Source organism: Streptomyces avidinii (genome assembly GCF_045161815.1).
Classification (GTDB): domain Bacteria; phylum Actinomycetota; class Actinomycetes; order Streptomycetales; family Streptomycetaceae; genus Streptomyces; species Streptomyces avidinii.
In genome coordinates this window covers 6694398-6717184 of the sequence record NZ_CP108863.1, presented here as the reverse complement: position 1 = coordinate 6717184, position 22787 = coordinate 6694398, and the positions used below count along the sequence as shown (strand labels likewise).

The window sequence follows — 22787 nt, the reverse complement described above, 5'->3', positions numbered from 1 at the left end:
CACCGGGGCTACGAGCGTATGAGTGCATTCACTCTTCTCAGTGGAATGCGCACACGTTCCCGATTCTCAGGCGTTGTCGATGAACCGGTCGAGCACGCGCACGCCGAACTTCAGTCCGTCGACCGGCACCCGCTCGTCCACGCCGTGGAACATCCCGGCGAAGTCCAGCTCCGGCGGCAGCTGCAGCGGCGCGAAGCCGAAGCAGCGGATCCCGAGGTCGTCGAAGGACTTCGCGTCCGTACCGCCCGACAGCATGTACGGGACCGCGCGCGCAATCGGGTCCTCGGCCTTCAGGGCGCCCTGCATGGCGTCCACCAGCCGGCCGTCGAAGTCCGTCTCCAGCGCCTTGTCGCCGTGCACGTCCTCCCGCTTCACGCGGGGGCCGAGGATGCGGTCCAGGTCGGCGAAGAACTCGTCCTCGTAGCCCGGCAGGAAGCGGCCGTCGACGTGGGCCGTCGCCTGGCCGGGGATGACGTTGACCTTGTAGCCGGCGCCGAGCATGGTCGGGGCGGCCGAATTGCGCAGGGTCGCGCCGACCATCTTGGCGATGCCGCCGAGCTTGGCGAGCGTGGCGTCCATGTTGTCCGGGTCCAGGGGGGTCCCGAGCGCGTCCGAGAGCTCGTCCAGGAAGTGCCGTACGGTCTTGGTCACGCGCACCGGCCACTGGTGGCGGCCGAGCCGCCCCACGGCCTCGCACAGCTCGGTGATGGCGTTGTCGTTGTTGGTCATGGAGCCGTGGCCCGCGGTGCCCTCCACCGTGAGCCGCATCCAGTGCATGCCCTTCTGGGCGGTCTCCACGAGGTAGAGCCGCAGGTTCTCGTTCACCGTGAAGGAGAAGCCCCCGACCTCGCCGATCGCCTCGGTGACGCCCTCGAACAGGCCCGGGTGCTTGTCGACGAGGTGCCGGGCCCCGTAGGTGCCGCCCGCCTCCTCGTCGGCGAGGAAGGCCAGCACGATGTCGCGAGGGGGCTTGCGCCCGCTGCGCATCCGGTCGCGTACGACGGCAAGCGTCATCGCGTCCATGTCCTTCATGTCGACCGCGCCGCGGCCCCACACGCAGCCGTCGGCGATCTCGCCCGCGAAGGGGTCGTACGTCCAGTCGGCGGCGTTGGCCGGAACCACGTCGGTGTGCCCGTGGATCAGCAGCGCCGGCCGCGAGGGGTCCTCTCCCTCGATGCGCGCCACGGTCGAGGCGCGTCCCTTGTGCGATTCGAAGATCTGCGGCTCCAGCCCGACCTCGGCGAGCTTCTCGGCGACCCATTCCGCCGCCTTGCGCTCCCCGGGGCCCGAGTGGTCTCCGTAGTTGCTGGTGTCGATCCGGATGAGGTCCCGGCAGAGGTCGACTACCTCGTCCTCGCCGGAGACGGTCCTGCCCGCGCTCGACTCGCTCACGCTGCTTCCTCCCACTGATCAGTACCGAACGTCCCCATCCTCCCGCTCAGGACCGCTCTCCCCAAGGGCGATCCCCGGCCGTCGGGGGGTGTGATCGAGGACCCCGGAATGTTTGGTAATGTTTTCCACGTCGGAACGGCCCGCGAGGGACGCGAGACAGACACCTTGTCCGGGTGGCGGAATGGCAGACGCGCTAGCTTGAGGTGCTAGTGCCCTTTATCGGGCGTGGGGGTTCAAGTCCCCCCTCGGACACCATGGTCCAAGGACCTGAAAGAGCCGGTCAGAACGACGTGAAGTCGTTCTGACCGGCTCTTTCGTCGTGTGGTGCGGGCGGGGCGCAGGCGGGAGCGCGGGACGGGGCGGGGCCGGGCGCGGGATCAGCGCGGTCCGGTCTGCACCCACGGCCGGAGCTTCTCCGGGTTGCGGACCGCCCAGATGCGGGTGACGCGCCCGTCGGTGAGCTCGAACGCCGCCACGGTCACGGTGGCCCCGGTGTGCTGGGCGACCAGGCCCGGCCGACCGTTGACCGAGCGCTCCAGGAGCGTCAGCCCAGGGGCCCTGTCGGCGATGTGGATCAGGTACTGGGCGATGCGCTCGGCGCCCTCGACCGGGCGCAGGGCGGCGCCGACCAGGCCGCCGCCGTCGGCGATCATCGCCGCGTCGGGGGCGAGCAGACCGACGAGGGCCTTGATGTCCCTGGCCTCCCACGCCTCTTTGAACTCCCGTACCAGACCGGCTTGTCCGGCGGTCGCGGCCGTCGGGACCTGCGCGGCGCGCACGCGTCGGCGGGCCGAGGTCGCCAGCTGCCGGCAGGCCGCCGGGGTGCGGCCGATGACGGCGGCGATCTCGGCGAAGGGGTAGCGGAAGACGTCGTGCAGGACGAACGCCACGCGTTCGGCCGGCGTCATCGACTCCAGCACGACGAGGAAGGCCATGTTCACCGACTCGTCCAGGGTGACCCGGTCGGCGGGGTCCGCGAGGTCGGCCGGCCCGCCGGTCCACTCCGCACGGTCGGGCAGCGGCTCGGGGATCCATTCGCCGACGTAGCGCTCGCGCCGGGCGCGCGCCGAGCCCAGCAGGTCCAGGCAGATGCGGCCGGCCACCGTCGTCAGCCAGGCGCCGGGCGATTCGATGGCCTCCTGCCGGTGGCTCGGCATCGCGTACCAGCGCGCGTAGGTCTCCTGTACGGCGTCCTCGGCCTCGGCCAGCGACCCCAGCAGCCGGTAGGCGAGGTTGGTGAGGTGTGCGCGCTCGCCGACGATCACGCTCAGGTCCGCCCCCGGCCGGCCGGCCCCCGGAGTGGACGACGTACTCGTGCTCACGACCGCTCCCCCCGGCCCGCCTCACATTCGGCGGGGCCACGTCGTCGAACTACCGAGACCTTATCGATCTACGCCGTGAGGCAGAAGAGGGGGCCACCACCATGGCCACACTGACGACGGAGAAGCCGCACACCATCACGTTCGTGCAGATCGCGGTCGGTGCGCAGACCTTGGCCCTCTTCTTCCAGGCGGTCACCGCCGGCATGCTGCTGTCCTCGTCCCACGGCGAGCTCCTGCACGGCATAGGCGCGCGGGTGATGTACGGGGCGTCGATGCTGTACGTGCTCGCCGCGGTCCTGGCCTGGCGCCCGGGCGGCGGATCGCCCCGGCCGATCCTGTACGCGTCGGGCTTCCTCGTACTGGCCTCGGCGCAGGTGGTCCTGGGCATCGCCCGCGTCGCGTCGGTCCACGTCCCGCTCGGCGTCCTGATGTTCGCCCTGAGCCTGCTGGCCCTGAACCGCGCCCCGTCCGCCCGCCTGTCCTGACCGGCACGACATGACACGGCGCCCCGCCGCCCGGCCGGGAGGGCAGGGCAGCGGGGCGCCGGGACGGGCGGTTGCGGGGGTCAGTCGCGGGCCGCCGCGAGGTCGGCGACGCGGCCGCGGACCAGGAACCAGCCGCCGACGAGGGCGGCGGCGATGGCCGGGAGGAACATGACCGTGGTGCGGCCGACTCCGCCGTCGCTCCACATCAGGATCAGGACCGTGACGAGGAAGCCGAGGGTCACGATCTGGGTGTACGGGGCCCAGGGCAGGCGGTAGGCGGGGCGTTCGACCAGGCCGTTCTGCGCGCGGCGCCAGAAGAACAGGGAGCAGATCATGACCATCGCCCAGGTACCGAGGATGCCGATGGAGGCGAGGTTGAGGACGATCTCGAAGGCTTCGCCGGGCATCCAGTAGTTCAGGCCGACGCCCGCGACGCCGAAGGCGGCGGTGAACAGGACGCCGCCGTAGGGGACCTTGCCCTTGTTCATGACGCCGGTGAACTTCGGGGCGGAGCCGGACAGGGACATCGAGCGCAGGATGCGGCCGGTGGAGTAGAGGCCGGAGTTCAGGCTGGAGAGGGCGGCCGTCAGGACGACGAGGTTCATGACGCCCGCGGCGCCGGGGACGCCGAGCTTGTCGAAGACGGTGACGAAGGGGCTCTGGTCCGAGCTGTACGCCGTGTAGGGCAGGAGGAGGGCGAGGAGAACGACCGAGCCGACGTAGAAGAGGCCCACGCGCCACATGATCGAGTTGATGGCCTTCGGCATGATCTTCTCGGGGTTCTCGGTCTCACCGGCGGCGACGCCGCAGAGCTCGACGGAGGCGTACGCGAAGACCACGCCCTGGATGACCAGGAGCATCGGGAGGACGCCGGAGGGGAAGAGGCCGCCGTTGTCGGTGATGTTGGCGAGGCCCGGGGTGTTGCCGCCGATGTCGTGGCTGGTGGCGACGAGCCAGATGCCGACGATCAGGAAGACGACGAGGGCCGCGACCTTGACGAGGGAGAACCAGAACTCCATCTCGCCGAAGTACTTCACCGAGATCAGGTTGGCGGTGAGCACGATGGCGAGGGCGATGAAGGCGAGGACCCACTGGGGGACGTCGGTGAACATCGACCAGAAGTGGGCGTAGGTCGCGGCGGCCGTGATGTCGGCGACGGTGGTCGTGGACCAGTTCAGGAAGTACAGCCAGCCGGCCGTGTAGGCGCCCTTCTCCCCCATGAACTCGCGCGCGTACGAGACGAAGGCGCCGGAGGACGGGCGGTACAGGACGAGCTCGCCGAGGGCCCGTACGACGAAGAAGGCGAAGACTCCGCACACCGCGTAGGCGATCGCGAGCGAGGGGCCCGCGCCGGCCAGGCGGCCGCCGGCGCCGAGGAACAGGCCGGTGCCTATCGCCCCGCCGATCGCGATCATGTTGATGTGGCGGGACTTGAGGTCCTTGCTGTACCCCTCGTCACCGGCGTCGACATGGCGGGTCGGCGCCGGGGCGGGGGCCTCGGTCAAGGTGCGGTCACTCAGGTCACTCATGTAGGACTTCGCCTTCGATGGTGGGACAAGGCAGTGCCCGGACCGCGGCGCAGGGAAGCCGGATGGTGTCCCCTGTGCTGCGATCCGGGTGTTTTGGTCGCAACAGGAGACCATGAGGCTCCGCTCCCCTCCAAAAGCACCCCCTGCACGCCGAAGCCCCCGACGACCTTGGAAACGGGTGTCGGGGGCTTCGTAGGGGCTGGAAAGCGAGGTCAGTCGCCGGGAGTGCCCTCCGCGGCCTGGTCGAGGCGGAAAGCCTCGTTCCCCAGGCCGATACGGGCGTGCACCTCGGGGCGGCTGCGGCGCAGCACGGCTCCGTAGACCAGGCCGATCACGACGGCGGCGCCGATGATGCCGGGCAGCAGCCAGCTGAGCACGGAGCCCTTCTCGGCGCCGACCAGGACGCCGAAGTCCTTGACCGTGTAGACGGCGATGGCGAGGAGGGCGAGGCCGGCGGTGCCGGCCGCGACGAGCCGCCAGACCTGGGCGCCGGCGGTGCCGCGGCGGACGAAGAAGGCGATGACGGCGAAGGAGGCGGCGGCCATGAGGAGGGTCACGCCGAGGGCGCCGACGCTGCCCATCCAGGTGAACAGGTGCAGGACCGGGGTGGTGGGGTCGGGCAGCTGCACCTTGAGGGAGGGGTCGGCGGGCGCCTTGTCCTCGGTGAGGGCGAAGGCGATCACGACGAGGGCTGCGATGCCGGTCTGGAGCAGGGAGCCGGTGGCGGGGGCGCCGGTGCCGGGGTTGGTACGGCCGAAGGTGGCCGGGAGCAGGCCCTCGCGGCCCATGGCGAAGGCGTAGCGGGCGACCACGTTGTGGAAGCTGAGCATGGCCGCGAACATGCCGGTCACGAAGAGGACGTGCAGGACGTCGGTGAAGGCGGTGCCGAGGCGGGCCTCGGTGAGCTGGAAGAGCAGGGTGGGGCCGGCCTCGCCCGCGGCCTTGACCACCTCGGAGGGTCCGGTGGCGACGGTGAGGGCCCAGGCGCTCACGGCGAAGAAGAGGGCGACGAAGCCGACGGCGAGGAACATCACGCGCGAGACGACGATGTGCGGCTTGCTGGTCTCCTCGGCATAGACCGGGGACTGCTCGAAGCCGACGAAGGCGGCGATGCAGAAGCAGAGGGCGGTGCCGAAGCCGGCCCCGCCGAGGGTCTCGGGGTTGAAGGCGTGGAGCGAGAGGCCTTCGGCGGCCGGCTTGCTGATGGCGGCGATGTCGAAGACGACGACGAGGAGGCACTCGACGAGGAGGAGGACCCCGAGGACCTTGGCGTTGAGGTCGATCTTGAGCCAGCCGAGCGCCCCGGTGGCGGCGACCGCGAGCAGGGCCGGGATCCACCAGGCGAGCTCGATGTCCAGGTAGGTGGCGAAGAGGCCGGATATCTCGAAGCCGAGGATGCCGAAGACGCCGACCTGCATGGCGCTGTACGCGACGAGGGCGACGAGGGAGGCGGCCGCGCCGGCGGTGGGGCCGAGGCCGCGGGCGATGTACGCGTAGAAGGCGCCGGCGTTGTGGACGTGGCGGCTCATCTCGGCGTAGCCGACGCTGAAGAGCGCGAGGACGGCGCCGAGGATGACGAAGAGCAGCGGCTGGCCGACGATGCCCATGACCCCGAAGGTCGTGGGCATGACACCCGCCACCACCATCAGGGGCGCGCTGGCGGCGAGTACCGACAGGAGCAGGCTGGCGGTGCCGAGGCGGCCGGCGCGCAGGGCCCTGTCCTGGCCCTTGTACGTACTGATCTCGGCCGGGTCTTGGAGCGTGGAGGATCTGCCCGTCGGCATGGCGGCGTCCTTTCGGGGGCGCGGTTCTCTCGGGGGCGGAGCGGACTTGCGGGTGCTTGCGGGGGTGCGGGGGTGCGGGGTGCTGGGTGCTGGCGGTGGCTTACGGGGCCTTCGGGGCGGGGCGGCGCCCGGTCAGGCGGTGCCGAGGGCGACGCCCCGGGCGGCGAGGAAGGCCTTCTGCGGGTCCCGGTCCGGATAGGACCAGGGGGCGCGGGTGGCATGGCTGCCGATGCGATGGAAGAGGGCCGCGGCCTCGGCGGGGCGGCCCTCGCAGAGTTTGGCGTGAGCGAGGAAGTTGAGGTCGACCCGGTTGCGGGGGTGGTCGTCGCGCTCCCACTCCAGCCACCAGTCGAAGGCGGAGCGCAGCACCTGGCGGGCGCGGCGGCCGGCCCAGTGGGCGGCTGCCGCCTCGGGCGAGTGGCCGTGCGTGGCGGCCAGCACCCGGTACCGCTCGGCGTGCGCGACGACGGGGAGGACGGCGAGCGGGGAGTCCGCCGGGGACTCCTCGGCGGCCCAGGACGCGAAGTCGTAGACCTCGTGCAGCGGGTCCTGACCGGAGACGAGGACGCGTTCGGCCAGTTTCGCGACCATCAGGTGATGGGCGTGGTGGTGCTCGCGGTGGCGGGCCCGGACCTGGTCGAAGTGCCGGCTGAACTCCTCCTCGCTGCCGAAGGCGCGGGAGAGGAGGAGCAGCCCGAGCCAGGGGGTGGGATCCGCCGGGTGCAGGGCGGCGGCCCGGCGGCAGGCCTCCTCGGCCGCGGCCGGGGTGCCCTTGTGGCGCAGGGCGCCGAAAACGGCGGCGCAGGCGAGCAGGGTCGCGGCGTCGGCGCTCTCCGGTTCGGCGAGCAGCCACTCCCGGGCCCAGGCGGTGGCCGCCGGGGTCTGGGCGAGGACGACGACGCGGTGGCCGCGGCGGTCCCAGTCGTCACCGGTGCCGACGAGGAGGGCGCGGGCCCGGGCCCACCGACCCTGGGTGAACTGGGACCGGACGTCGACGAGTTCGGCGTCGCACAGGGCCGGGTCGAAGAGCTGGGCGTCCCGCTTGCGGGCGCGGCCGAGGGGCGGCGGAGGCGGGGACATCCGCGGGTTTCCCTCCAGGACGCGGGCGGACGTGGGTCAGCGGTGGCCGGTACTCGCGCGGGGGCGCACGCGAGGGGTTCGGCCGGGCGGTTCGGGGGATCGCGACGGTGAGCGCGCCGGTGATCACGCACAGCAAAGCGGTACGCCCAGCTCCGCGTCAAGGTCCAGTCCACTGCGTGGCGGGTTTCAACTGCTGCGAGGGGGGTGCGAGTTGGGTGAACGGTCCACTTCCGGGAGGTGTCCGCACCGTCTCGTAGGGTGGCCGCATGACTGCATATGATGATCTTCCCCCCTATCTGCTGGGGTTCCCGGGGCCGTTGCGCGATCAGCTGGTCGCGGCCGTGCTGAGCGGGGCGAAAACCAGCACCACCGGCCTGCTCGCGGAGTACGAGGCCGAGAAGGAGCCCCTGCCGGAGCCCGGCACGCGGTCGCTGCTGGTCGATTCCGCGGAGCACGGGGTGGCGGTGGTGGAGGTGACCGCCGTGGAGGTGCTGCGGCTGGGGGACATCGGGCTCCGGCACGCGCTCGACGAGGGCGAGGGGTACGCGTCGGTGGCCGAATGGCGTACGGCACACGAGGAGTTCTGGCACAGCGACCCGGTGCGCGGGGTGATCGGTGACCCGGGGTTCACGGTCGACGACGACACCCTCGTCATCGCGGAGCGGTTCCGGGTCACCGAACGGCTGGTCTGACGCCGGCCCGCCGGCTTTCGGCGGGGCCCGGGGGCCGGTCAGCCGACGGCGCGGGCGGCGGCGCGGCCAGCCGCGCGGCCCGAGAAGATGCAGCCGCCGAGGAAGGTGCCCTCCAGGGCCCGGTAGCCGTGCACCCCGCCGCCGCCGAATCCGGCCGCCTCGCCCGCCGCGTAGACGCCCGGCAGCGGTTCGCCGGAGCCGGTCAGGACGCGCGAGGAGAGGTCGGTCTCCAGGCCGCCCAGGGACTTGCGGGTCAGGATCGAGAGCCGTACCGCGATCAGCGGCCCGGCCTTGGGGTCCAGGATCCGGTGCGGGGCGGCCGTGCGGATCAGCTTGTCACCGAGGTACCTGCGGGCCCCGTGGATGGCCGTGACCTGGAGGTCCTTGGTGAAGGGGTTGGCGATCTCCCGGTCGCGGGCCACGATCTCGCCCCGGACCGTGGCCTCGTCCAGGAGGTCCTCCTCGGTGACCGCGTTCATCCCGCGGACCAGGGCGGACAGGTCGCGCTCGACGACGAAGTCGGCCCCCTTGTCCATGAAGGCCCGCACCGGGGCCGGTACGGCCTGACGCGCCCGGGTGAAGACGTCGCGCACCGACTTGCCCGTGAGGTCCGGGTTCTGCTCGGAGCCGGACAGCGCGAACTCCTTCCCGATGATGCGCTCGTTGAGCACGAACCAGGTGTGGTCGTGGCCGGTCTTCATGATGTGGTCGAGGGTGCCGAGGGTGTCGAAGCCCGGGAAGAGCGGCACGGGCAGCCGCCTGCCGGTCGCGTCCAGCCACAGCGGGGAGGGGCCGGGCAGGATGCGGATGCCGTGCCGGGCCCAGATCGGGTCCCAGTTCTGGATGCCCTCGGTGTAGTGCCACATCCGGTCCTTGTTGATGTGGCTGGCCCCCGCCCGCTCCGCGATGCCGAGCATCAGACCGTCCACGTGCGCCGGGACCCCCGACAGCATCCGCTGGGGCGGGGTGCCGAGCCGGTCGGGCCACTGGGCGCGGACGAGGTCGTGGTTGCCACCGATGCCGCCGCTGGTGACGATCACGGCCTGGGCCCGCAGGGAGAAGGTCCCGGTGGCCTCGCGGCTGCTGGCGGTGCCCCGTACGGCGTCGGAGGGTTCCAGGATCTCGCCCGTCACGGTGTCCACCGCGCCGGCCGTGGCGGAGAGCCCGGTGACGCGGTGGCGGAACGCGAACCGGACCAGACCGCGGGCCACGCCGGCCCGGACCCGCCGTTCGAAGGGCTCCACCAGGCCGGGGCCGGTGCCCCAGGTGATGTGGAAGCGGGGGACGGAGTTCCCGTGGCCGTTGGCGTCGTAGCCCCCGCGCTCGGCCCAGCCGACCACCGGGAAGAAGCGGACGCCCTGCGCGTGCAGCCAGGAACGCTTCTCGCCGGCCGCGAAGTCGACGTAGGCCTCGGCCCAGCGGCGCGGCCAGGCGTCCTCCTCGCGGTCGAATCCGGCGGTGCCCAGCCAGTCCTGGAGGGCCAGGTCGTGGCTGTCCTTGATCCGCATCCGGCGCTGCTCGGGCGAGTCCACGAAGAACAGCCCGCCGAAGGACCAGTGCGCCTGGCCGCCGATCGACTGCTCCGGCTCCTGGTCGAGCAGGATGACCTTGCGGCCCGCGTCGACGAGCTCGGCGGTGGCCACGAGCCCCGCGAGCCCGGCTCCGATCACGATCACGTCAGCGTCGTACGTCATGCGGTTACCCGTCCTCCGTCGATGGTGGGGCAGATCCTTGGCTACGGAGCGGTAACCAGTCAACAGCGGTGGTTGGATGACCTGTGTGAGTGCCGCTGATGAAGTACTGGACGTGGTGGACCGGGACGACCGGGTCGTCGGGCAGGCCCCGCGGGGCGAGGTGTACGCGCAGGGGCTGATCCACCGCTGTGTGTTCGTGCGGGCCGTGGACGCGCGGGGGCGGGTCTTCGTGCACCGGCGGACCGCCTCGAAGCTGGTCTTCCCCTCGTACTACGACATGTTCGTGGGCGGAGTGGTGGGCGCGGGCGAGAGCTACCCGCAGGCCGCGCTGCGCGAGGCCGAGGAGGAGCTGGGCGTACGGGGGCTGGCGCAGCCGACGCCGCTGTTCAAGTTCCTGTACGAGGGTCCGGGCGGGGCCTGGTGGTCGTACGTGCACGAGGTGCGGTGCGAGCTGCCGGTGGACCCGCAGGCCTCGGAGGTCGACTGGCACACGTACCTCACGCCGCAGGAGCTGGACCGGCGGGTGACGGGCGGGGAGTGGGCCTGGGTGCCGGACGGGCTGGAGGCGTACCGGCGGCTGCGCGCGCACCCGGACTTCCACCAGTAGATTTGTCGGGTGATCGACTTCGTCAAGGACGTGCGCCTCTGGTTCGCACCCTCGCGGCTGAGGGACGAGGGCGAGACCCCCGACTACCGCTTCTCGCTGGCCAACGAACGGACCTTCCTCGCCTGGATCCGGACCGCGCTGGCCCTGGTGGGCGGCGGGTTCGCCGTGGACCAGTTCCTGCCGGACCTGCGCTGGGGGGTGCGGGTCGGGATGGCCCTCACGCTGCTCGCGGTGGGTGCGGCCTGTGCGCTGCGGGCGGTGAACCACTGGGTGCGGTGCGAGCGGGCGATGCGGCGGGGTGAGGACCTGCCGCTGTCGCGGTTCCCGGTGCTGTTGAGCCTGGGTGTGGGGCTGGTGGCGGTGGCGATGGTGCTGGTCGTGCTGCTCGGCTGGACGACGGGGCAGTGAGCGCCCCGGGCCCGGACCGCGATGCCGGACTGCAGCCCGAACGGACCCGGCTCGCGTGGCGGCGTACGACGCTGGCCTGCTCGGTCGTGGCGGTGCTGGCGCTGCGGCAGGCGCTGCGCGGGTCCGGTTCGCCGGTGGAGCTGGCCGGGGCGGCGGTCATCGCGCTGATCTGGCTGGCGTTCCTGTGGGTGGCCCACCGGCGGATCCGGGAGCTGGCGGCGGGCCGGCCGCGGCCGCTCGCGCCGCAGGCGGCGCTGGCGGCGGTGGCGTGCACGGCGGCGCTTGCGGTGTTCGCCATGGCGGTGATCGTCTGAGCTCCGCCTCCGGTGTGATGATCGCGCTTCGCCACGCCGCTGCGACACAACGGGCGATACCCGACAATCCGCACTAACCTCGGCGCCATGACGACGCTGCACCACGAACACCCCACGCACCAGCACACGCACGGCGCGGACTGCGGCCACCAGGCGGTCTCGCACGGCGACCACGTCGACTACGCCCACGACGGCCACCTGCACCGGGAGCACTCGGGCCACTGGGACGAGTGCGAGCCCAGCGGGCACACCACGCACGACGGACACGCGCACGCGCACGGCGCGGACTGCGGGCACGAGTCGGTCCGGCACGGCGATCACGTGGACTACCTGCACGACGGCCACCGGCACGCGGAGCACGACGGACACTACGACGACCACTGACGCGCTCCGGTCGGGCACTGACGTGCGCCGGCCCGTGCCGACATGCACTGACGTGCGCTGACGCGTGCCGAATACCACCCGCCCTCCCCCGGGGCCGCGACGGCTGGCAGGATGCCGACCGTTCGTCAAAGCGACCCGGGGAGAGCGCAGATGTCCGTCGAAGAGCCGTACCTCGTCCAGCCCGCTCCGGGGGTGTACGCCTACGTCCAGCCGGACGGCGGCTGGTGCCTCAACAACGCGGGGTTCGTGACCGACGGGGGCCGGACCCTGCTCGTCGACACGGCCGCCACCGAACGGCGGGCCCTGGCCCTGCGCGACGCGGTCGTGGCGGCCGGGGCGCCGCTGCCCCGCACCGTGGTCAACACCCACCACCACGGCGACCACACCTACGGCAACGGCGTCTTCACCCCCGAGGCGCTGATCCTCGGCCACGACAACGCGCGGTCCGAGCAGCTCGCCGCCGGGCACCAGCTGGAGCTGATCTGGCCCGCCACGGACTTCGGCGCGGTCGACATCGTCCCGCCCGACCTCACCTACAGCGACCGGGCGACCCTGCACGTCGGCGCGACGGAGGTGCGGGTCATCCACCCGGGCGTCGCGCACACCACCGGGGACTCGGTCGTGTGGCTGCCCGGGCAGCGGGTGATGTTCACCGGCGACCTGGTCTTCGCCGGCGGCACCCCGTTCCTGGCGATGGGCTCCCTGGCCGGTTCGCTGCGGGCGCTGGAGCTGCTGCGCTCGCTGGACGCGGAGACCGTCGTACCGGGCCATGGACCGCTGACCGACCCCTCCGCCTACGACTCCACCGAGCGCTACCTGCGCTACGTGGCCGAGACCGCCCGGGAGGGCCGGGCCAAGGGGCTGTCCCCGCTGGAGGTGGCCCAGCAGGCCGATCTCGGCGAGTTCGGGGCCTGGCGGGAGAGCGAGCGGCTGGTCGCGAACGTGCACCGGGCGTACGCGGAGCTGGCCGGGAAGCCCGAGGGGGCGCCCCTGGACATCCTTGCCGTCCTGACGGACATGACGGTGATGAACGGCGGAACACCGATCCTCTGCCACGCCTGAGACAGCCGGGCGGAAAGCCGGGCGGAAGGGTTTCCTTCCGCCCGCACTCTGGACGACATACCGACTGGTCGGCATGATGGCTCGCGACGGTGCTCCGACGCACCGCCGCTCTTCCCCTCGTCGACTCGCACGGAGGTGCGCACCATGACCTCAGCCCCGGCCGACCCGCGCGGCCTGGACCTGGAGCGACTGCGCGGTCATCTCGACCGGGCCCGGCCGGGGCTCGTGTCCGGGGCGCTGCGCGGCCGGCTCATCGAGGGCGGCCGGTCGAATCTCACGTACGAGATCACCGACGGGACCGCCCGCTGGGTGGTCCGCCGGCCGCCGCTGGGCCACGTCCTGGCCACCGCTCACGACATGCGGCGCGAGCACCGGGTGATCGAGGCGTTGCACGGCACGGCCGTGCCGGTGCCGGAGCCGCTGCTCCTGTGCGAGGACGAGGCCGTGCTCGGGGCGCCGTTCTACGTCATGGAGTTCGTGGACGGGGTGCCGTACCGGACGGCCGAGCAGCTCGCCGCGATCGGCCCGGAGCGGACCCGGCGGGCGGTGCTGGGGCTGGTGGACACCCTGGTCGAGCTGCACGCGGTGGACCCGCAGGCGGTGGGCCTGGGCGACTTCGGCCGGCCGGAGGGCTTCCTCGACCGGCAGTTGCGGCGCTGGGGCAAGCAGCTCGCGGCCTCCCGGGGCCGGGAGCTCGCCGGGATCGACGAGCTGCACGGCGCGCTCGGCCGCAGGCTCCCCGACTCCCCCGCCCCCACCGTGGTGCACGGGGACTTCCGGCTCGACAACGTGCTGATCGGCGGCCCGGACGACACCATCCGGGCGGTGCTGGACTGGGAGATGTCCACGCTCGGGGATCCGCTGACCGACCTCGGGCTGCTCGTGATGTACAGCTCGGACCTGGGCCTGACCGGATCGCCGGTCAGTACGACGAGCGGGGCGCCGGGCCATCCGACGCCGGCGGAGCTCGTCGAGCGCTACGCCGCCCGCTCGGGGCGCGACACCGGGGCCATCGCCTGGTACACGGCCTTCGCCTGGTTCAAGCTCGCCGTGATCCTCGAGGGCATCCACTACCGCTACACGCTGGGGCAGACCGTCGGAGCGGGCTTCGACCGGATCGGCGAGCTGGTCCCGGTCTTCATCGAGCACGGACTGACCACTCTCCAGGACCGCCAGGACCTCCAGGAAGGCTGAGGCACTCACCCATGGATTTCGCATTCGACGCCCGGACCGAGGAACTCCGCGAGCGGCTGCTCGCGTTCATGGAGGAGTACGTCTACCCGGCGGAGCCCGTCGCCGCCGAGCAGCGCGCACGGCTGGCCTCGCCCTGGGACACCCCGGCCGTCTTCGGTGAACTGAAGGCCGAGGCGCGCCGTCAGGGGCTGTGGAACCTCTTCCTCCCCAGTGCCGAGCACGGCGCGGGGCTGACCAACCTCCAGTACGCGCCGCTCGCCGAGATCACCGGGCGCAGCCCGCACCTGGCACCCATGGCCACCAACTGCGCGGCTCCGGACACCGGGAACATGGAGCTGCTCGCCCAGTTCGGGAACGAGGAGCAGCACAAGCAGTGGCTGGAGCCGCTGCTGGCCGGGGAGATCCGGTCCGCCTTCGCGATGACCGAGCCCGAGGTGGCCTCGTCGGACGCCACGAACATCGAGACGCGGATCGAGCGCTCGGCGGACGGTGACGAGTACGTGGTCACCGGCCGGAAGTGGTTCATCTCGGGGGCGATGAACCCGGACTGCCGGATCTTCATCGTGATGGGCAAGACCGACCCGGAGGGCGCCGACCCGCGCCGCCAGCAGTCGATGATCCTGGTGCCGCGCGACACGCCGGGGGTCGAGGTGCGCCGGGCCATGACGGTGTACGGGTACGAGGACCACGACCACGGCGGCCACGCCGAGGTGGTCTTCGACGGGGCCCGGGTTCCGGCAGCGAACCTGATCGGCGAGGAGGGCACCGGCTTCGCCATCGCCCAGGCCCGGCTCGGCCCGGGCCGTATTCACCACTGCATGCGGCTGATCGGGATGGCGGAGCGGGCGATCGAGCTGATGTGCCGGCGCGCGGTGGAACGTACCGCCTTCGGCAAGCCGCTGGCCGCCCAGGGTGTCGTGCAGAACTGGATCGCCGATGCCCGGGTCACGGTGGAGCAGCTGCGGCTGCTGGTGCTGAAGACGGCCTGGCTGATGGACACGGTCGGGAACCGGGGCGCACACACCGAGATCCAGGCCATCAAGATCGCGACACCGCGGGCGGTGGTGCGGATCCTCGACGACGCGGTGCAGCTGCACGGCGCGGGCGGGGTGAGCCAGGACTTCCCGCTGGCCGAGTTGTGGGCGGCCGCGAGGACCCTGCGGTTGGCCGACGGACCGGACGAGGTGCACCAGCGGTCTTTGGCACGGCGGGAGTTGAAGCAGTACGCGGCCGGTCGGCCGTGAACGTGTGGGAATCGTGCAGGAGTTCGCATGAACTCGTGTACGGGGTGAAGGCGATGCGGGGGACCCTTTAAGAAACCTTGTTGAATAACCCCGCACCCCCAAGGCGTTCTTGATTTGCGCCTGTCAATCGGAAGAGGGTTCTCCAGAAGGTCTGACGCCCCACACGTCAAACACGAGGAGAACCCTCCAGATGGCAACTCACAAGCGCTCGCGCGGTTTCCGGTACGCGGCAGTCGGCACGGGAGCGGCCGCGGCCACTGCCGTGACCCTGCTCGCCTCCCCCTTCGCGGGGGCGGCGGCACCGGCCGAAGGCACCGTGTACGGCCTCGGCGCGCCCGGCGCGATCAGCGGTAGTTACGTCGTCATACTCGACGCATCCGCGAACAAGGAACAGCTCGCCCGCAAGTACGGAGGCGAGCTGAAGCGCTCCTACGGCTCCGGCGTCAACGGTTTCTCGGCCGCGGGCCTGAGCGAGACCGAGGCCAAGCGGCTCGCCGCGGACCCGGCCGTCGGCAAGGTCGTACAGAACAAGAAGTTCACCATCAACGCCACCCAGACCAACCCGCCCTCATGGGGGCTGGACCGGATCGACCAGACCGCCCAGGCGGGCGACAAGAAGTACAACTACCCCGACAGCGGCGGCGAGGGGGTGACGGCCTACGTCATCGACACCGGCGTGCGCACCACCCACAAGGACTTCGGTGGCCGCGCGACGTCCGGCTTCGACGCGGTCGACAACGACGACAGCGCCGACGACGGCAACGGCCACGGCACGCACGTGGCCGGCACCATCGCGGGCACCGCGCACGGCGTCGCCAAGAAGGCGAAGGTCGTCGGGGTGCGGGTGCTCGACGACAACGGCTCCGGCACCACCGAGCAGGTGGTAGCCGGCATCGACTGGGTCACGCAGAACCACTCGGGGCCCTCGGTGGCCAACATGAGCCTGGGCGGCGGCGTCGACGAGGCCCTCGACGAGGCGGTGCGCCGGGCCATCGCCTCGGGCGTCACCTTCGCCGTGGCGGCGGGCAACGAGTCGTCCGACGCCGGTCAGGGCTCGCCGTCCCGGGTCACGGAGGCGATCACGGTCGCCTCCAGCACGATCGACGACGCGCAGTCCTCGTTCTCCAACTTCGGCTCCGTGGTGGACCTGTACGCGCCGGGCTCGGACATCACGTCCACCTGGAACGACAGTGACACGGGAACGAAGACGATCTCCGGCACGTCCATGGCCACCCCGCACGTGGCGGGCGCGGCGGCGGTCTACCTCGCCGGGCACCCGACGGCGACGCCGGCGCAGACAGCCGCGGCTCTGACGGGGGCGGCCACGTCCGGCGCGGTCACCAACCCGTCGGCGGGCACGGCGAACAAGCTGCTGAAGGTGGCCCCGTAGTCGACGGCCCGTGGGTCCGCCCGTCGGGCGGACCCACGGGCCCGTGCCCTGTCCGGGGGGTCAGGGACGCAGAGCGCGCAGCAGCAGGTCGGCGAGGTGATCGGCGACCTGCTGCGGCGTGAGCGGGCCGTCCGCCCGGTACCAGGTCGACAGGTGGTGGACGGACCCGAAGTGGTAGTCCACCACGAGGTCGGCGGGGGTGGCGCTGGAGAACGCCCCCGTACGCTGACCCTCCTCGACCAGCGCCCGGAAGCGCTCGTGGTAGCGCCGGCGCTCCGCCCGCACCTGCTTGAACTTCTCCGGGCTGAGCTGGTGCATCGACCGGAAGAAGATCATCGCGTCGTCGAGGTTCTCGATGGTGGTGACGACCACGTCGGCGGCCGCGGCGCGCAGCCGCTCCTCGACGGGCGCGTCGGAGTCGGCCACCGCGTCCAGGCGCTGCTGCTGGAGCCGCAGCATCCGCGCGTACACCTCGTGCAGCAGGTCGTCCTTGGACCCGAAGTAGTGGTAGAGCGCGCCCTTCGTGACGCCGGCCGCCTCGACGATCTCCTGGACCGAGGTGCGGTCGTAGCCGCGCTCGGCGAAGAGCCGGGTGGCGACGGCCAGCAGCCGCTGCGGTACCGGGGCTTCGTGCGTGCCTGCGGGTTCCGTGGTCCTGGCCGCCATGGCGCTGACCTTCCCTTCCTGTTTCCTGCCTGGTCACTGGGACCAGCTGTACGACCGTCCGACTGTTTTCAGCCGCGATCGCGCAGTTCCCGTCGCAGGATCTTGCCACTGGTCGTCTTCGGAAGGACAGGCAGGATCTCGACCTGACGCGGGTATTTGTACGCGGCGATGCGCTCGGCGCAGTAGGCGGACAGCTCCGCCGGCTCCACCGAGGTGCCGGGGCGCAGGCTCACGTACGCCTTGACGCTCTCCCCGCGGTACGCGTCCGGTACGCCGACCACCGCGGCCTCGCGGACGGCGGGGTGGGTGTACAGCACGTCCTCGACCTCCCGCGGCCAGACCTTGAAGCCGGAGGCGTTGATCATGTCCTTCTTGCGGTCGACGACGTAGAGCCAGCCGTCCGGGTCCATGAATCCGACGTCGCCGGTGCGCAGTTCGCCCTCCGGGAAGGCCTTGGCGGTATCGGCGGGCAGACCCCAGTAGCCGGGCACCACCTGCGGGCCGCGGACGGCGATCTCACCGGTCTCGCCGAAGGGGACCTCGGCTCCGCGCTCGTCGAGGATGCGGACGACGGTGTCGGCGCCGGGCAGCCCTACGGAGAGCGTCCCGGAGACGGGGTCGACGGGAGCCTCCAGGTGTACGGGGACGCTGGCGCAGGGGGCGGTGCACTCGGTGAGGCCGTAGCCGTTGCGGAGGTAGAAGCCGAAGGCGGTGCGCAGGCGCTCGACGAGCGCGGGCGGCAGCGGGGCGCCGCCGGAGGAGATCACCCGGAACGAGGCGAAGTGGTCGCGGGTGACACCGGGGTGGGCGGCGAGGGCCATGAAGGCGGTGGCCGGGCCGACGGTGTAGGCGGGGCGGTGTTCGAGGAAGGCGTCGAGGACGGCGCCCGCGTCGAAGCGGTGGGCGAGGACCAGGGTGCCGGCGTTGGCGAAGCAGGCGGCGAGCTCGCAGACCATGCCGGTGATGTGGAAGAGCGGCGCGAGGGCGAAGTACGTGGCGCCCTCGGGCAGGGGGTGGGAGGTGACCTGGCGGACGGCGTTGTACGTGAGCGCGCCGTGCGGGTTCATCGCGCCCTTGGGGGTACCGCTGGTGCCGGAGGTGTAGCTGATCAGGGCGGTGTCGGCGGCGGTCAGGTCCGGGCCGTCCGGCGCGGGCCGCCTGCCGCGGGCCACGGTCAGGAGGTCGGCGGGGCCGAGGCCGACGAGGTCGGCGGCGTCCGGGCCGGCCGGATGCTCCCGGCCGGGCACCGCGTCCGGCGCGTCCGGCACGTCCGGCGCGGCCGCCTGGGCCGGCACGAACGGCCGGGCGGGGGCGGCGGCCCGGTCCGGCGCCGGGCCGAAGAGCCGGGGGTCGTTGCGCGTCTGGAAGTCCAGGTCCGACGTGGTCAGCACGGTCCGCACGGCGCTGTCCCGCGCGGCCTCGCGCACGTACGCCGTCCACGCCCGGCCTTCGCAGACGAGCGCGGCGGCTCCCGAGTCGCGGAGGATGTGCTCGACCTCGCCCGACTTGTACATGGGGTTGAGCGGGACGACGACGGCCCCGGCCTTCCAGGCGGCGAGGACGGCGAGCACGAAGTGCGGGGTGTTCTGCAGCATGACGGCGACCCGGTCCCCGCGCCGGACGCCCCGCGCCGCGAGGTGACCGGCGACGGAGTCGGAGAGCGCGTCGGCCTCGGCGTAGCCGATCCGGCCGTCGAAGTAGGCCAGCGCGGTGCGCTCGGGGGCCCGGGCGGCGGCCTCGCGGAAGGCGTGCAGCACGGTGGGCGGCGGGTCGACGGGCTCCCGCTGGACCTCGGTGAGCCGCCCGAGCCAGGGCTTCGCGGCGTACAGGGATGCCCGGGAGGTCCTGGAGTCCTGCGAGGGGGTCACCGGGTCTCCCATTTCTGCTGGAGGTGGTTCATGCCGCTCAGCCAGCGATCCGGCTCGGTGGCGCGGGCGGCGTAGAAGTCGGCGACCTCGGGGTGCGGGAGGATCAAGAATCGGCCCTTCTCCATGCCGTCGAACAGCGCGTCCGCGACCGCTTCCGGCTCGATCGCGGTCGGCGCGAGAACGAGTTCGCCCGCCGAACCCGCGGCGGTCAGCATGTCGGTGCGGACCCCCTGCGGACAGATGGCGTGGACCTGGACCCCCCGGTGGCGGTAGGTCAGCGAGAGCCATTCGGCGAAGGCGAGCGCACCGTGCTTCGTGACACTGTACGGGGCCGCTCCGATCATGGTCAGCAGCCCTGCGGCCGAGACCGTGGACACGAAGCGGCCGCTCCCCCGCTCCAGCCAGTCGGGCAACAGCAGTCTGGCGGCGCGCACGTGGGCCATGACGTTGGTGTCCCAGGCCGCCTCCCAGACGGCCTCGTCGGCGAAGGCGTCGCCGCCGGAGGCGAGCCCGGCGTTGGCGCAGTAGATGTCGACCGTCCCGCCGAGGGCCTCGCGAGCCTCGTCCACGACGGCCGAGGCGTCGCCCGGCACCGGGATCGCCCGCGCGCCGATGGCCCCGGCGACCGCGGCGGCCCTGGCCGGGTCGAGGTCGTTGACCACCACCGTGGCGCCCTCGGCCGCGAAGCGGTGGGCGAGGGCGGCGCCGATGCCGCCGCCCGCGCCGGTGACGACGACTCGCTGGTCCTGGTACGCGCTCACGGGGTCCACCTCTCGTGCGGCCGGATGCCGGATCGTGGGCAGACTAACCAGTCGGTATGTCAGGAGGAAAGGGGCGTGACTCGTAGCGTGGCCGGATGACGCTGTCGCGACGCGGGGTGCTGGGGCTGGCGGGAGCCATCGGGTCGGCGGGCGCCCTGGGGGCGGCGGGGCGCACCGGGCCCACTGGAACCACGGGGACCACAGGTACCCCCGGGACCACCGGCGCCACCGGAACCGCCCGGACCGCCGGTGCCCGGGCGGTCATCGGGGCGGCCGGCCGGGTGCGTACCGGTCTCGATCGGCTCGCCGCGGACGGGTACGCCGCGCTGGCCGGGGAGAAGGTCGGGGTGGTCACCAACCCCACCGGGATCACCGCCGACGCCCGGCACCTGGTCGACGTACTGCACGCGGACGAACGGGTCGACCTGGTCGCGGTGTTCGGGCCCGAGCACGGGTTCCGCGGGACGGCGCAGGCGGGTGGGTCCGAGGGGGCCTCCCGGGATCCGGCGACGGGACTGCCGGTGTACGACACGTACGGCCGGAGCGGGCAGCAGCTCGCGGACGTCTTCACGGCGGCCGGGATCGACACCGTCGTCTTCGACATCCAGGACGTCGGGGCCCGCTTCTACACCTACATCTGGACCCTCTACGACTGCATGCGCGCGGCCGCGCTCGCCGGCAAGGCGGTGGTGGTGCTGGACCGGCCCAATCCGGTGGGCGGCCGGCGGGCCGCGGGGCCCGTACTGGAGCGGCCGTACGCGAGCTTCGTCGGGCGGGAGCCGATCGCCCTCGCGCACGGGATGACGGCGGCCGAACTGGCCCGGCTCTTCAACGGCGAGTTCCTGACGGACAGGCCCGTCCGGCTGCGGACGGTGCCCCTGTCCGGGTGGCGGCGGGAGTCCTTCTTCGGGGAGACGGGGCTGCCGTGGATGCCGCCCAGCCCGAACATGCCGACACCGGACACGGCCCTCGCGTACGCCGGTACCTGCCTGTTCGAGGGGACGAACCTCTCCGAGGGGCGCGGGACGACCACGCCCTTCGAGGTGGTGGGCGCGGAGGGGATCGACCGGCGGTGGGCGGAGGAGGCGAACGGCCTGGGGCTGCCCGGGGTGTGGTTCCGGGAGGCGTACTTCACACCGACCTTCTCCAAGCATCAGGGGAAGGTGTGCGGTGGAGTCCGGCTGATCGTGCACGACCGGGACGCCTTCGACCCGGTACGGGCCGGGATCGGGCTGCTGATCACCGCGCGGCGGGTGTGGAGCGGCTTCGGCTGGCGCGCGGACCACTGGATCGACCGGCTGACGGGCTCGGACCGGGTACGGACGCTGGTGGACGCGGGGGCGGACGTGGACGAGGTGGTGGGCGACTGGGCGGTGGGACTGGCGCGCTTCGGGGCGGTGCGCGAGAAGTACCTGCTCTACCCGTGAGCCTCCGGTGAGCCGACCGCGTCAGGGGGCTGGCCGGGCGGGCTCCGCAGCAGGATGCTGACTGCACCGGAGGCACGGCGTGGAGGGGGACGTCATGGCGGACATCGGTGGGCGGAGCAGGAACGCGGTCGGGATCGGGGCCGGGATCGGGGTCGCCCCGTACGCGGAGCTGACCTTCGACTCCGAAGGGGACGTGGACCGGGCGACGCAGGGGACGGTGGCCCGGATGGAGGCCACGGACCTGCTGGTCTTCGCACACGGCTGGAACAGCGACCGGTCCACGGCGACGCGGCTCTACGACCGTTTCTTCTCTCCCTTCCCGGGGCTGGTGGGGTCGGGGGTGCGGCTGGGGTACGTGGGTGTCGTATGGCCCGCGATGCGGTTCTCCGACGAGCCGATACCCGACTTCGACGCACCCGGCGCACTCGCCGAACCCGGCCTCGGTACAACCCTGGACCCCGCCACCCGGCGAGCGCTCGCGGAGTTCTGGCCGGAGCGGCGGGCCGAGCTGGACCGGGTGGCGGAACTGCTGGAGGAGCAGCCCGACTCGGCGGCCGCCTTCATCGAGTTCGGCGCCCTCGTGCGCGAGTTGGCGGGGGTGGACGCGGTTCCCGCCGTGGTCGCCCCGGCCGTGCCGGCGATCTTCACCGAGGATGTGCTGGAGGTGTGCCGGGCCCTGTCCACCGCCCTGGTCCGGGCGGGCGCAGCGGATCCGGCGGACCCCGCCGGTCCGGGCCTCACCATCGGCGGCGGGCTGCGCGGCCTGTGGGGCGGCGCCAAGGAGCTCCTGCGGCAGGCGACCTACTACAAGATGAAGAAGCGGGCGGGCGTGGTCGGCGAACGCGGACTCGGCCCGGTGCTGACGGAGCTGGCGGCCGCCCGCCCGGCGCTGCGGTTCCACCTGATCGGGCACAGCTTCGGCGCACGGGTGGTGTCCTTCTCGCTGCGCGCGGTGCCGGACCGGGCCCGGTACGTGAAGTCCGTGACCCTGCTCCAGGGGGCCTTCTCCCACTACGCCTTCGCCGACCGGCTGCCGCACGACAAGAGCAACGGCGGCGCCCTGCGCGGCCTCCAGCGACGGGTCGACGGGCCGGTGGTCGCCTGCCACTCCCCGCACGACTCGGCCCTCAAGGTCTTCTACCCGCTGGCCTCCCGGATGGCAGGCGATTCGGCCGGACTGCTGGGTTTCGACGAGCGGTGGGGCGCCATCGGGCACGACGGGGTCCGGGCGGTCCCGGGTGCGCCCCGGCTGAGCCTCGAAACCGCTCTGCGCGAGGGGGTGCCCGCGGCCGGTTGCGTCAGTGTGGACGCGGGCTCCGTGGTGCGGCGCGGCGGCGCCCCGTCGGGGGCGCACAGCGATATCTGCCACGAGGAACTGGCCCGGGTGGTGGTGACCGCGGGGCGCATGGGGCGCTGAGTTCTGGCCATGTGCCACCCGCACGCCTCGACCGCCCCCGCATGCGCCCGCCTCCGGCCGGGCATGT

The 22787-nt window shown here is 72.3% G+C and carries 21 protein-coding genes and 1 tRNA gene; 13 read left to right on the top strand and 9 right to left on the bottom strand.

Annotated elements, in window-relative coordinates:
* Positions 1–66: 66 nt before the first annotated feature.
* Positions 67–1392: a M20/M25/M40 family metallo-hydrolase gene (locus OG373_RS30300; protein ID WP_189973665.1), complete on the bottom strand. Its 1326-nt coding sequence runs from the start codon at positions 1390–1392 to the stop codon at positions 67–69.
* A gap of 167 nt (positions 1393–1559) precedes the next feature.
* Here OG373_RS30300 and OG373_RS30295 point away from each other — a divergent pair.
* Positions 1560–1647: transfer RNA gene (locus tag OG373_RS30295), tRNA-Leu, on the top strand.
* A 122-nt stretch (positions 1648–1769) separates the two neighbouring features.
* On the opposite strand, the gene sigJ is transcribed toward OG373_RS30295, so the two are convergent.
* Complete coding sequence (sigJ, locus tag OG373_RS30290; RefSeq protein WP_405441515.1) at positions 1770–2714, bottom strand: RNA polymerase sigma factor SigJ; 945 nt, start codon at positions 2712–2714, stop codon at positions 1770–1772.
* Positions 2715–2815: 101 nt separating this feature from the next.
* On the opposite strand from sigJ, the gene OG373_RS30285 reads away from it, so the two are divergent.
* Positions 2816–3199: a hypothetical protein gene (locus OG373_RS30285; RefSeq protein WP_405441513.1), complete on the top strand. Its 384-nt coding sequence runs from the start codon at positions 2816–2818 to the stop codon at positions 3197–3199.
* Between the two features lie 80 nt (positions 3200–3279).
* Here OG373_RS30285 and OG373_RS30280 read toward each other — a convergent pair whose 3' ends face one another.
* The 3 genes from OG373_RS30280 to OG373_RS30270 form a co-directional block, all read right to left on the bottom strand.
* Positions 3280–4719 (bottom strand): amino acid permease, encoded by a 1440-nt coding sequence (locus OG373_RS30280; RefSeq protein ID WP_397736133.1) that lies wholly within the window; start codon positions 4717–4719, stop codon positions 3280–3282.
* Between the two features lie 221 nt (positions 4720–4940).
* Entirely contained in the window at positions 4941–6512 is a 1572-nt protein-coding gene (locus OG373_RS30275) for an APC family permease (RefSeq protein WP_405441512.1), read from the bottom strand.
* 132 nt (positions 6513–6644) lie between these two features.
* Positions 6645–7592 carry a hypothetical protein gene (locus OG373_RS30270; RefSeq protein ID WP_189973669.1) on the bottom strand — a complete coding sequence of 316 codons (948 nt, stop codon included), beginning with the start codon at positions 7590–7592 and terminating at the stop codon, positions 6645–6647.
* 266 nt (positions 7593–7858) lie between these two features.
* Here OG373_RS30270 and OG373_RS30265 point away from each other — a divergent pair, with 266 nt between their 5' ends.
* Positions 7859–8284, top strand: coding sequence for an ASCH domain-containing protein (locus OG373_RS30265; protein WP_405441510.1), 426 nt, complete (start codon positions 7859–7861; stop codon positions 8282–8284).
* 38 nt (positions 8285–8322) lie between these two features.
* On the opposite strand, the gene OG373_RS30260 is transcribed toward OG373_RS30265, so the two are convergent.
* Complete coding sequence (locus tag OG373_RS30260; RefSeq protein ID WP_405441508.1) at positions 8323–9978, bottom strand: FAD-binding dehydrogenase; 1656 nt, start codon at positions 9976–9978, stop codon at positions 8323–8325.
* A 76-nt stretch (positions 9979–10054) separates the two neighbouring features.
* Between OG373_RS30260 and OG373_RS30255 the strand changes: the two genes are divergently transcribed.
* From OG373_RS30255 to OG373_RS30220, 8 genes are all read left to right on the top strand, one after another.
* Positions 10055–10585, top strand: a complete 531-nt coding sequence (locus OG373_RS30255; RefSeq protein WP_405441506.1) for an NUDIX hydrolase — start codon at positions 10055–10057, stop codon at positions 10583–10585.
* A gap of 9 nt (positions 10586–10594) precedes the next feature.
* Complete coding sequence (locus OG373_RS30250) at positions 10595–10993, top strand: YidH family protein (protein ID WP_397736065.1); 399 nt, start codon at positions 10595–10597, stop codon at positions 10991–10993.
* Complete coding sequence (locus tag OG373_RS30245; RefSeq protein ID WP_397736063.1) at positions 10990–11307, top strand: DUF202 domain-containing protein; 318 nt, start codon at positions 10990–10992, stop codon at positions 11305–11307. Before OG373_RS30250 ends, OG373_RS30245 begins: the two co-directional genes overlap by 4 nt.
* A gap of 87 nt (positions 11308–11394) precedes the next feature.
* Complete coding sequence (locus OG373_RS30240; protein WP_189973675.1) at positions 11395–11691, top strand: hypothetical protein; 297 nt, start codon at positions 11395–11397, stop codon at positions 11689–11691.
* Between the two features lie 150 nt (positions 11692–11841).
* Complete coding sequence (locus OG373_RS30235; protein ID WP_405441504.1) at positions 11842–12753, top strand: MBL fold metallo-hydrolase; 912 nt, start codon at positions 11842–11844, stop codon at positions 12751–12753.
* A 144-nt stretch (positions 12754–12897) separates the two neighbouring features.
* The gene (locus OG373_RS30230; protein WP_405441502.1) at positions 12898–13947 is read left to right on the top strand and encodes a phosphotransferase family protein; all 1050 of its coding nucleotides are present in this window, start codon (positions 12898–12900) and stop codon (positions 13945–13947) included.
* Between the two features lie 11 nt (positions 13948–13958).
* On the top strand, positions 13959–15191 hold the full coding sequence (locus OG373_RS30225) for an acyl-CoA dehydrogenase family protein (RefSeq protein WP_405441500.1): 1233 nt from the start codon (positions 13959–13961) through the stop codon (positions 15189–15191).
* A 190-nt stretch (positions 15192–15381) separates the two neighbouring features.
* A complete protein-coding gene (locus OG373_RS30220; protein ID WP_405441498.1) occupies positions 15382–16581 on the top strand; it encodes a S8 family serine peptidase in 1200 nt (399 codons plus the stop codon).
* Positions 16582–16641: 60 nt separating this feature from the next.
* Here the strand turns inward: OG373_RS30220 and OG373_RS30215 are convergent, their stop codons facing one another.
* The 3 genes from OG373_RS30215 to OG373_RS30205 form a co-directional block, all read right to left on the bottom strand.
* Positions 16642–17247: a TetR/AcrR family transcriptional regulator gene (locus OG373_RS30215; RefSeq protein ID WP_405441496.1), complete on the bottom strand. Its 606-nt coding sequence runs from the start codon at positions 17245–17247 to the stop codon at positions 16642–16644.
* Positions 17248–17315: 68 nt separating this feature from the next.
* Positions 17316–19127: a class I adenylate-forming enzyme family protein gene (locus OG373_RS30210; protein WP_405441495.1), complete on the bottom strand. Its 1812-nt coding sequence runs from the start codon at positions 19125–19127 to the stop codon at positions 17316–17318.
* Positions 19112–19876 (bottom strand): SDR family oxidoreductase, encoded by a 765-nt coding sequence (locus OG373_RS30205; protein WP_405441494.1) that lies wholly within the window; start codon positions 19874–19876, stop codon positions 19112–19114. Before OG373_RS30205 ends, OG373_RS30210 begins: the two co-directional genes overlap by 16 nt.
* A 95-nt stretch (positions 19877–19971) precedes the next feature.
* Here OG373_RS30205 and OG373_RS30200 point away from each other — a divergent pair, with 95 nt between their 5' ends.
* Positions 19972–21303, top strand: a complete 1332-nt coding sequence (locus OG373_RS30200; protein ID WP_405441493.1) for an exo-beta-N-acetylmuramidase NamZ domain-containing protein — start codon at positions 19972–19974, stop codon at positions 21301–21303.
* 94 nt (positions 21304–21397) lie between these two features.
* Complete coding sequence (locus tag OG373_RS30195; protein ID WP_405441492.1) at positions 21398–22720, top strand: serine-threonine protein kinase; 1323 nt, start codon at positions 21398–21400, stop codon at positions 22718–22720.
* Positions 22721–22787: the final 67 nt, after the last annotated feature.